The organism is Synechococcus sp. B60.1 (genome assembly GCF_047462555.1).
Taxonomy (GTDB): domain Bacteria; phylum Cyanobacteriota; class Cyanobacteriia; order Thermostichales; family Thermostichaceae; genus Thermostichus.
The window spans coordinates 1,674-11,929 of sequence record NZ_JANSJN010000085.1; the positions used below are offsets into that span (position 1 = coordinate 1,674).

8 protein-coding genes are annotated in these 10,256 nt (G+C 61.7%); 3 read left to right on the top strand and 5 right to left on the bottom strand.

Annotated features, from left to right (window positions below; translation table 11 throughout):
- The first annotated feature begins 77 nt into the window (after positions 1-77).
- Positions 78-233, top strand: a complete 156-nt coding sequence (locus NW863_RS09895; protein ID WP_414366047.1) for a hypothetical protein — start codon at positions 78-80, stop codon at positions 231-233.
- 15 nt (positions 234-248) lie between these two features.
- On the top strand, positions 249-1,391 hold the full coding sequence (locus tag NW863_RS09900; RefSeq protein ID WP_414366049.1) for a CAP domain-containing protein: 1,143 nt from the start codon (positions 249-251) through the stop codon (positions 1,389-1,391).
- 341 nt (positions 1,392-1,732) lie between these two features.
- Here NW863_RS09900 and purD read toward each other — a convergent pair whose 3' ends face one another.
- The 3 genes from purD to NW863_RS09915 all read right to left on the bottom strand — a co-directional run bounded on the left by purD (position 1,733) and on the right by NW863_RS09915 (position 5,720).
- Positions 1,733-3,046, bottom strand: a complete 1,314-nt coding sequence (gene purD / locus NW863_RS09905; protein WP_414366051.1) for a phosphoribosylamine--glycine ligase — start codon at positions 3,044-3,046, stop codon at positions 1,733-1,735.
- A gap of 125 nt (positions 3,047-3,171) precedes the next feature.
- Complete coding sequence (locus NW863_RS09910) at positions 3,172-4,362, bottom strand: glycosyltransferase (RefSeq protein ID WP_414366053.1); 1,191 nt, start codon at positions 4,360-4,362, stop codon at positions 3,172-3,174.
- Positions 4,363-4,430: 68 nt separating this feature from the next.
- Positions 4,431-5,720: an HD domain-containing protein gene (locus tag NW863_RS09915; protein ID WP_414366055.1), complete on the bottom strand. Its 1,290-nt coding sequence runs from the start codon at positions 5,718-5,720 to the stop codon at positions 4,431-4,433.
- 81 nt (positions 5,721-5,801) lie between these two features.
- Here NW863_RS09915 and NW863_RS09920 point away from each other — a divergent pair, with 81 nt between their 5' ends.
- Complete coding sequence (locus NW863_RS09920) at positions 5,802-6,848, top strand: SGNH/GDSL hydrolase family protein (protein ID WP_414366057.1); 1,047 nt, start codon at positions 5,802-5,804, stop codon at positions 6,846-6,848.
- 17 nt (positions 6,849-6,865) lie between these two features.
- On the opposite strand, the gene NW863_RS09925 is transcribed toward NW863_RS09920, so the two are convergent.
- Positions 6,866-8,710: a ribonuclease J gene (locus NW863_RS09925; RefSeq protein WP_414366058.1), complete on the bottom strand. Its 1,845-nt coding sequence runs from the start codon at positions 8,708-8,710 to the stop codon at positions 6,866-6,868.
- A 260-nt stretch (positions 8,711-8,970) separates the two neighbouring features.
- Entirely contained in the window at positions 8,971-9,891 is a 921-nt protein-coding gene (gene dapA, locus NW863_RS09930; RefSeq protein WP_414366061.1) for a 4-hydroxy-tetrahydrodipicolinate synthase, read from the bottom strand.
- Positions 9,892-10,256: the final 365 nt, after the last annotated feature.

A 10,256-nucleotide genomic window follows, 5' to 3' on the forward strand; every position in this document is an offset into this window, starting at 1 on the left:
CAGGTTCTGCTCTGGCACTTCCCCCCCTGCGTGATAAAACAGGGTCAAACCTGGCAGGGTTTTGGAGATCTGTTGCGATGGCTACACTTCAACCCACCCAAGTGACCTGCAAGCTCTTGGGGGCTCTAGCCCTGTTCCTCTGCCTGGGGCTGCTGTCTGCCTGTGACGAGGGTAGCAGCAGCACCGTCAGTCCCCCCAGCCTCACGCCCACTCCCACCCCCGCCAGTCGGTAAGCCTACAGGACTTACATGCCTTGGCAGCGGCTGCCCAGTTTGCAGCAAGTCTGGGCAGGGGGGGTTCTTAGTTTGCTCTGCCTACTATTTTTGGTGGCTGCCTGTGGTGGGAGGGGATCCCTCACAGCTCCAGAACCTCCGCGGGCAGGAGAGCTGCCGATTGCCAACTTCCTCTGCCAGTTGGATCGCCAGACTCGCACCTTCACGGGCTCCATCTATGCCGAGCAGCCTCAGGCTGCCACCTGCAATCCCGGTCGCCTCACCCCGGCAGCAGCCCAGAAGATGATGGATCGGCTGAACTTTCTGCGGCTGTTGCACGAGTTGCCCCCGGTGGAGCTCAATCCCGAATTCCTGGAGGCCGCTCAGCAGGCGGCGCTGCTGCAGGTGGCCAATGGCGCCCTCAGCCACGAGCCACCCCCCTCTTGGCGTTGCTTCACTCCTGCCGGGGCGGCGGGATCCCGCTTTAGCAACTTGGCGATTGGCCCGATTCTGGAGCTGAACGGCCCCGACCCAGGGCGGGTGCTGGCGCGCCAGGTGGATATTTATTTTGCCGAGCCGGGCCGGGAAAACTTCGTGGATGTGGGGCATCGCCGCTGGAACCTCTACCCCCAGTACGCCCAAGGAGCTTACGGCATCGTCTTTGACCCGCGGGCCGGACGGGTGACCCAGGCCAATGCTAATTGGATCTTCGGTTTTGACGAGTCAGTGCCAGATCCAGAGTTCATTGCCTTCCCGGAGAGGGACGGCTACCTGTACCGCCTCGAAGGGTTTTCCAGCCAACCTTTGTCTGCCTACCGCTGGTCTTTCTCGGTGCCCAGCCGCGGCGGCCTCTCTGATCTCAGCCAGGCCCAAGTTCGCATCACCGATGCCCTCACTGGCGAGGCAGTGCCGGTTTGGGATCTGCGGGTTGGGGATCCCGCCTTTGGCCTAGAGACTCTCACTTACTCGGTAGGATCCGTCCAGCCCAATCGCCCCTACCTCTTTGAGATTAGCGGCATCCGGCTCAAGGGCGGGCCGCCGCGCACCTATCGCTACACCACTACCCTCTACGACTGCAACCCTCAGGCGCCGCAAAGGTCTGCGCCCTTAACCGAAGGACTGGGGATCCCACCCCGCTGGCTCTGGCAGAAGGAGCCCTTCAACCTCAGCTTAGAGTAGGACTTCGCACCCTGATGCTCAACTGCATGCATCCGGGATCGAGACATTAGTCCTCTTCTCCTCAGTTGGGAACAGCCGTGGCTGCCTCCCTTCTCCCTAGCCGCCAGAACTCCGGCCCGCTGACGCCAGAGGAATCCAAGCACCGAGCAGGTTAGTTGCAACTGGGAACAGCTCCACCGTTGAGAAAATCTAAGGAAAGTTGAGATTCTGATACTATCGTTGCCGTCTCTTTACTGGAGGAGTTAGGCTCTAATCATCAAAGCTTTTTTTAAAGCCGCTTTACCAGCCCCAGAGAAGCGACCTCTCTGGGGCTTTGAGATGCAGTCGAAAAAAGAAGGGGACTAGGAGGCGGGCACTACACCTCGCCGGACGGCAGGCCCAAGGGCGCGGCTGCCAATGTCGGAGCGGTAATGGGCTTTGGGGAACTGGACTTGCTCCACTGCGGCATAGGCTTGGCGCAGCGCTTCCGCCAGCGTTGCCCCTTGGCCGGTAAGACAGAGGACGCGCCCGCCGTCGCTGAGGAGCTGCTTGCCCACCTGGCGGGTGCCGGCATGGAACACGAGGGCCCCGGTGGCGGCGGCGGCCTCCAGGCCGGCAATGGGGATCCCTCGCTCGTAGCTGTCAGGGTAGCCGGGGGCGGCCATGACCACGCAGGCGGCGTAGCCAGGTTTCCACTTCAGTTGAAGATCGGCCAGCCGTCCCTCGATGCAGGCCAGCAGCACCTCGTCCAGAGGGTTTTCCAACAGGGGCAGGATCACCTGGGCTTCGGGATCCCCGAAGCGGCAGTTGTACTCCAACACATAGGGATCCCCGTTGGGCGTGATCATTAGGCCGGCGTAGATCACCCCCTGGTAGCGGATGCCCCGCCGCTGCAGCGCCTGCAGGGTGGGATCTAGCACTTGGGCCTGGATGCGGGCCAAAAGCTGTGGCGTCACCAGGTGGTCTGCTGGGGCGTGGGCCCCCATGCCGCCGGTATTGGGGCCGGTATCGCCATCGCCAAGGCGCTTGTAGTCTTGGGCGGGCAGCAGCGGCAGGCAGATCTGGCCATCCGTCAAGGCCAGCACCGAGACCTCTTGGCCGGCAAGGAACTCCTCAATCAGCACCCGCTCGCCCGGCTTGGCCAGGGCCGCCTCCAGGGCCTGCACGGCTTCTTCCCGGCTGTGGGCAACGGTTACCCCCTTGCCGGCGGCCAGCCCATCTTTTTTAATCACCACCGGATAGCTGCCTTTGCCTGACGGAGTTCTTGAATCCAGGTAGGCCAGTGCCTCAGACAAGTCGGCAAAGCCAGCAGCCGGAGCCGTAGGGATCCCTGCTTCCTGCATCAGTTGCTTGGCCCAGAGCTTGCTTCCCTCCAGTTGGGCGGCGGCGCGACTGGGGCCGAAAATGGGGAGCCCCGCTGCCTGAAAGGCGTCCACAATTCCCGCGACCAAGGGCAGTTCCGGCCCCACCACCGTCAGGCGGATCCCTTGCACGGTAGCAAATCGCACCAGTCCCTCGATGTCGGTGGCCGCCAAAGCCACAGACTGACAGCGGGGCATCTGCTGCGTGCCGCCGTTGCCAGGTGCACAGTAGACCCGAGTAATCTGGGGAGACTGCAACAGCTTCCACGCCAAAGCGTGTTCTCGTCCCCCGGAGCCGATGACCAAAGCCTGCATTGCGCTATCCCACTGTTTGTAAACGCCGCTTGTTTATCTTGGGATCCTCTCCGAACATTCCCCATTAGACCATGTTCCCGCGGTGTTTCTGCTCGCGTCAGCGGGAGGGGCTTCTTGTATTCTGCTTAGCTTGCTGCCAGGGGACGGCCCCGCCAAGTCCAGTTGCGCCCGCTGGTGGTGCGGATGGCAGAAGCCAAGATGATGGCCGCCGTCACCCAGCCTCCCACCGCCGTCAGCCACCAGTAACGCAGCGGCAGGTGGGCCCAACGCCATAGAAGCAGGCGGATGACCCCTTGGCCTAGGATCCCGGCCAGGCTGGCCGCCAAGACCTGCAGGGATCCCGTAGCTGCAGCCAGGATCAACCCCAGCCAGGGCAGGCTGCAGAGGCTTAAGACAGTGACCATCGCCAACACGGCGAGGGCCCAGTTGCGCTCCAGGCCCAGGAACCAGTTTTTCGTCCACCCTTCCCAGAGGGCGGCTCCATTGGCGTACATGCGGCATCGCACCCGCGACCCCCCTAGGCAAATCTGCAAGCCCAGGCCAGCCGCTTTGATGCGCTGGGCCAAGGCCACATCCTCGATAACCACATTGGCCACGCCGGCGTGTCCGCCCACTTGCTCGTAGGCGGAGCGGCGAAACAGCATGAACGGCCCGAAGGCAAAGGCCTTGGGACGCTTGGGATCGTTGACGGCGGCAAAGTCGTAGCCTGCCGCCAAGATGACCATCATGATGGGCTGCACCAGCCACTCGGCCAGACAGCCGCACACCAACTGAGGCCCTACGCTTACCAAGCCGCTGCCGCTTGCCAGCAACTGTCCTAGGGCTGCTTCGATGGCAGCGGATCCCAGCCGCACGTCGCAGTCGAGAAAGAGCAGGTAGTCGGGGGGATCAGGCTGGGCGGCCAGGGCGGCAACGGCTTGGGCACAGGCCCAGTTTTTGCCCACCCACGTTTGACCCTGGGGGCGGGGATCCCCTTGGAGCAGGTGCAGCCGCGGATCTTGCCCTTCGGCAGCCAGGGCCTGGGCCAGCTCCCAGGTAGCATCGGTGGAGCCGTCGTCCACCAGCCAGACCTGCAGCGGGGCGGCGGTGCTGTCCAGGATGCTGCTTAGGCAGCCCACCACGTTTTCCGCCTCGTTGTAGGCAGGCACGATCACCGCCAGCCGCTCCAGGGCCGCTGCGACCTCTGCCGCTTGCTCCGGCAAGGGATCCCGCAGCCAGGGGGAAGCCCACAGCGCCCGCCCCAGCCGCAGCGCCACCAAGGCAATCGCCAGGGCCGTTAGCGCCAACACCATCGCCAGGATCTCCGGGATTCCCACTCTTGCTTCCCTCTTTCAGATAAGGAACGGATTTTGCCCATGCCCTAGCCCTGGGATCTGCCAATCCTCTAGGCAGACAAAGCCCTCTCTACGATATCGCTGTAGGGGCGGGGGAAGATCAGCCAAACCTGGCTTTGCGTTTCCACCAGGGATCGCACCAGGGGCGAGAGCTGGGCAATTTCCACGTAGCCGTCCTCGGTTTTGAGTTGGATCCCTTGGTCGTAGAAGCTGTAGCCCTGGACGTGGGCCGAGCGAATTCCCAAGTAGCTTTCTGGATCCAAGCCATCTTGCTGCATCTTCTGGCTTAGCGTTGCCACCAGCTCTTGGCGCCGCTCTTCTGACAAGCGGGTGATGTTGCGGGCTTTGAACAGATCCCGATCCAAATAGCGCCGCGCCAAATCGGCCAAGATGGGATCCTTCCCCGCCATGGCCCAAAAGCGAAAAGGGTAGCTGAACATCACATCGTCAGCGGCCAAATAGAGGGGCAAAGGCAGCTCGAAGGGATCCCCCTTTTGCGCCGCCAGCGCCGCCCAACACCAGGCACTCAAGATGGGATCCAGCTCGATCTTTCCCTGGTGCAGGAGCACCTGGGCCCGCTTGAAGAGCCGCTCCAAAATAAAGCGGGCACACAGGCTCTTGGGGTGCTGGTACACCTGGGTGTACATGAAATAGCGCACCACCAGATAGTGCTCAATGGCTCCCAGGCCCTTGCGGGCGGGAATGGAGAGGGATCCCGTCTCCGGGTCGTAGTCCAACACCGTGAGGATGCGATCCAGATCCAGGTGGCCGTATTGGGCGCCGGTGAGCAGGCTGTCGCGCATCAGGTAGTCAAAGCGGTCGCAGTCCAGTTGGCTGGCAATAAGCTGCCCCACCAGCGGCAGGGGAAATTGTTTCTGCCACACCTGCTCCAGTTGGGCCGGCAGTTGCGGGTCAAACTCCGCCACCAGCGTGGCTATCTGGGGATCCTCCCGCACAATGCGGGCCGTCCAGACCTCGTGTCGGCAGCCGAAGATCTCCTCGCCGGCATGGCTAAAGGGGGTATGGCCAATGTCGTGCAGCAGAGCGGCAACCAGCGTTACAGGGCGGTAGGGGCGCAGCTCCGGGTAGCGGCGGGCCAATTTGTCAAACAGGCGCCGCGTAACCTGCAGCACTCCCACCGAGTGGGTAAAGCGGGAGCCCTCAGCGCCATGGAAGGTAAAAAAAGCGGTGTCCAACTGGCGGATGCGGCGCAGGCGCTGGAAGGCCGACGTGTCGATGAGGCGAATCAGCAGCGCCTCGACCGGATCCCCGCCATCCAGGCTGATGGCGCCGTGCAGGGGATCGTGGTAGGTGCGGGACTTGCAAAAACGCAGCGCCATACTCCCACCATACTCGCCAATTGGCCAATCTTCGGCTAGCTTGGCTGGGGGCTTCCCCCACCTCTGCAGCAAAGCTACCCCATGGGATCCCCTACTTGGCAAAAAAGGCAAGCGCCCTCACCCCAAGCCCTCAGACCCGTTCGGTTGCTGCTGCTGCTCTCAGTGGCAATCGGGATGCTGGGGTGGGGGCTAACTGCTTGTTCCGAAGCCTCTGGATCTCCCCCCGCTGTTCTCATACCCAGCCCGCCCGCCCTCACCCGCTACGTGGCTCTGGGAGCCAGTGATGCCGTTGGCTTCAACGCCTCCATCTCCTGCGATGGTCCAGCCAACGCTGCCGGCACCCGCCCGCAGCGCTCAGAGCCGCTGGACTGCCCCAACGGGACGGGGTATGTCCCCCGCCTGGCCCGCCTGCTGCCCGGCCCGGTGGAGCTAATTAACTTGGGCCGCTCAGGAGCGGTACTCAGCCCAGCCATGCAAGCCCTGCGGGAAGGGATCCCGGCCAACCTGCTCCAGGACCAAGTGCCGCGCATCCCTCCCAACGCCACCCTGATTACCCTCTGGGTGGGCGGCAACGACACCAACGCCATTGTCTTTGCCGCAGCCCAACGGGCCCTGCAGGGCGAGGATCCCTTGCCCTTTGTTGAGCGCCAGATCCAACAATTTGCCGCCGACTACCAAACCCTGCTGCAGGCGGTGCGGGCCCGTGCTCCCCAAGCTCGCCTGGCGGTGGCCAACCTGCCCAACTTTGCCCTGATCCCCCTGGGGCAGCAGCAGCCCAGGGGCCTGCGGCAACTGCTGGCTTGGGTCTCCGTCGGCCTCAGCCAACGGGCCATCAACCCCCTGAGCCAAGAGGGGATCCCCGTGGTGGACCTCCTCTGCGATCCCCGCTCCTACCGCCGCGAGTCTTTCTTCCCCGGCCCGCTGGCCGATGGCTTTCATCCCAACGACCGGGGATATGCCGACCTGGCGGAGGCTTTCCTGAGGATCCTGCAGCAGCCGGTCCCACCCCAGCGCCGCTGCCCACCCTTTAGCGAGGTGGGATCCCTTTCTCCCGAGGCATTGGCAGAGCTCTCGTCTAGCAGCTTCCCAAAAGCAGAACTCCCCTTCTCCAGCCCAGGGAAGCCGTGAGAGCCAGCCACCCCCTCTTACGAAGCCGCCACCGCCGCCGAGGAGCGCCGCCGCCGCCCCAAGGTTACCTGCTCCTGCCGCACTTCGCCAACTGGCAGAGAGGTGACCGGCACAGACTCCTCTTCAGGCGACTGGACAAAAACCAGTACCGTCGGCTTGCCGGGCAGTTGTTCGCGGACAAAGCGGCGCACCACCCGCTCTACCTCCCCCTTGAGGCCGGCCCAGTCGATCTCCAGCCTGCCCCGCTCCAGCGAGCGGGCAAAGCGCGGCCAAGCTTGCTTGAGAGTGTCCTCCAGCAGGGGTTTTAGGTCGGATCCTTTAAAGGAATTGCCCTCACCCGCCAGGCCCAAACTTTGCACCTGCGGCGTGCAGAGCAACTGGCCACTGCCATCCAAGCTGATGACTACCGTCACCATGCCATCTTTGGCCATCTGCTGGCGCTCCTGCAGCATCTCGTCCATGACCACCCCATCGTGGGAAGCGGCAATCATCTGTACCCCCGTGGGCACCTTGCCGACGACAGCAATGCGCTCCTGGTTCACCTCCACTACATCGCCGTTGCCGATGATCACGATGTTTTCCCGCGGGATCCCCATGCTCATTGCCGTTTCGGCGTGCTTGACCAGCATGCGGTATTCCCCATGAGTGGGAACAAAGAACTTAGGACGGGTGAGGGCAATCATCAGCTTCTGGTCTTCCTGGCAGCCGTGGCCGGAGACGTGCAGCCCCTTGTCTTTGCCGTAGATGACATCGGCTCCCAGCTCCATCAGCTTGTCGATCACCCGCGTTACTGCCAGCGTGTTGCCGGGAATGGGGTTGGCCGACCAGATCACTGTGTCTCCTGGCTTGATCTGCAACTGCGGGTGCTCGCCGTTGGCGATGCGGGTCAGAGCAGCCAGCGGTTCGCCTTGGGATCCCGTGGTGAGGATGATTACCTGGTCGTCCGGCAAGCTGTTGATGACATGCATCGGCTGCAGCGTCTCGTCCTTGCAGCGGATGTAGCCTAAGCGCCGCGCGTGAGCCACCACGTTCAGCATGGAGCGGCCCAACAGAGACACCACCCGGCCCTGCTGCTCGGCAATCTGCAACACCAAATTGAGGCGGTGTACCGAAGAAGCGAAGGTAGTGATGATCACCCGTCCCTTGGCTCCCGCAATCGCCTTGGTAAGGCCTGGCACCACCGAGGCTTCGGAAGGAGTAAACCCAGGCACCTCGGCGTTGGTGGAGTCGCTAATCAGACACAGCACCCCCTTTTCCCCATGTTCGGCCAGTCGCTGTAGGTCGAAGCGCTCCCCATCCACCGGCGTGTGGTCAATCTTGAAGTCGCCCGTCTGGATGACAACACCCACCGGCGTGTGCAGAGCCACCGTGAAGCTATCGGGAAAAGAGTGGGTGTTGCGGATAAACTCAGCAAAGAAGTACTTGCTCAGGGGCACGATATCCCGCGGCCCAACCGGGCGCAATTCTGTGCGGTTCAACAGCCCCACATCGCGGAGCTTGTCCTCCAGCAACGCCAGCGCCAAACGCGGGCCATAGATGACCGGAATGTCGAATTCTCGTAGGTGATACGGGATCCCGCCGATGTGATCTTCGTGGCCGTGGGTAACCACCATCCCCCGCACTTTATCGCGGTTTTGCTTGATGTAGGTCATGTCCGGCAGCACGATGTTGATGCCGTGCATGCTCTCATCGGGGAAAGCCAAACCGGCATCCAGCAGGATGATGTCATCCTCGTAGCGGAAGGCCCAGGTGTTTTTGCCGATCTCCCGCTCGCCTCCTAGCGGGATCATCTGCAGCGAGGCAGTGGGCTTGGCTGCCGAGGCCGCAGGACGGGAAGCAATGGAAGTCCGTGGTGTTGGCATATTAGCTTTAGATCCTCAACAGTGACAGTCAAACAGACAAAAACTGGTGTAGACAAATCCCAGCAAACTTACCCGCAAGGTCATAGGTAAAAGCCGGATTCCGCGGTCGCAATTTATCTCTTTCCCGGTGGGGAAAAAGCAAAAACTTTAGAAGAAAAACGGCCCTAGTCACAGCTCAAACGCCACAGAAGACCCCCCAACCCTTGAAAAACTCTCGTCATGGTAAAGGCAAAACCTAAGAAAATGTCATAAAGATGGGATCATGAAGCCTTCGCCGTCCTTCGTTCGGATCCCTGCGCTTCAGCCAGGAGGCCTACTTCTTGCAGCACTTGCCGTAAAACCTGTAGAGAACTGGCCTGGAGAGGCACCAGCGGAGGGCGCACCTGCCCCACTCGCCAACCCTGCATCTCTAGCGCTGCTTTGATGGGAACAGGGTTGGTCTCGATGAACAAAGCCTTAAACAGTGGAAACAGACGCAAATGATAGGTCAAAGCTTGGCCGTGTTGTCCGCTGCTGTAGCTTTGGATCAACTCCTGCAGTTGCGGCCCAACCAAGTGGCTGGCTACACTGACCACACCGCTGCCTCCCAAGGATAAGATCGGCAGTGTCAGAGAGTCATCTCCTGAATAGATGCCGAAATGTGGGGGAGTAAGCCGCCGAATTTCCGAAACTACATCCATTGTACCACTAGCTTCCTTGATGGCGACAATCGTTTCCAACTCCGCTAGTTTCGCCACCGTTTCCGGCTGCAGGCTCACCCCCGTCCGACCGGGAATATTGTAGAGCATGATAGGCAGGTCGCTGGCTTGGGCAATCGCCTTAAAGTGCTGATAGAGGCCAGCCTGGGTGGGCTTGTTGTAGTAGGGCACCACTTGTAAAGAGCCATCCAAACCCAATTGGGCAGCTTTTTTGGTGGCTTCGATGGCCTCGCGGGTGGAGTTGGATCCCGTGCCGGCGATAACTTTAGCCCGACCGGCCACCGCATCTCGCACCACGCGGAACAGTTCGTACTCCTCTTGCCAGGTTAGGGTGGGAGACTCGCCAGTGGTGCCGCAGACCACCAAGCCATCGCTGCCGTGGGTTACCAAGTAATCAGCCAAACGAGCGGCTTCTTCGTAGTTAAGCTCCCCCTCAGGCGTAAAGGGGGTCACCATTGCCGTCAGCACGCGACCGAAATTCACAGGTTATCTCTCCCCATCAACCACGCCGCTCGCCATTGCCGGTCTGTGACCCCGCAAAATCCAATGTTGCGGGCCAGAGCCTTGGTTATCCCCTTATCATACCTGCCTTTGGGCCAGGGATCCCGTTTGGCCGGCGGGGCTGCTTGCCAAGGCTCAGCGCACCGGTTGCCTCAGAGCAGCTAAAAAGGAAATAACCTAGAAGGGGCGGACCGTTTGAACCCAGAATGTATGGTTGCCTACCAACTCTGCCTTTAGTCCTGGGATCAGCAGCCTTCCGGCTCCTGACCTTTCAGCTTCGAGGATTGCGATGGACGCTCTAGCTGCCATAAAAGCGCGCATCTCCGCTGACAAGTTCGATCCCAGCC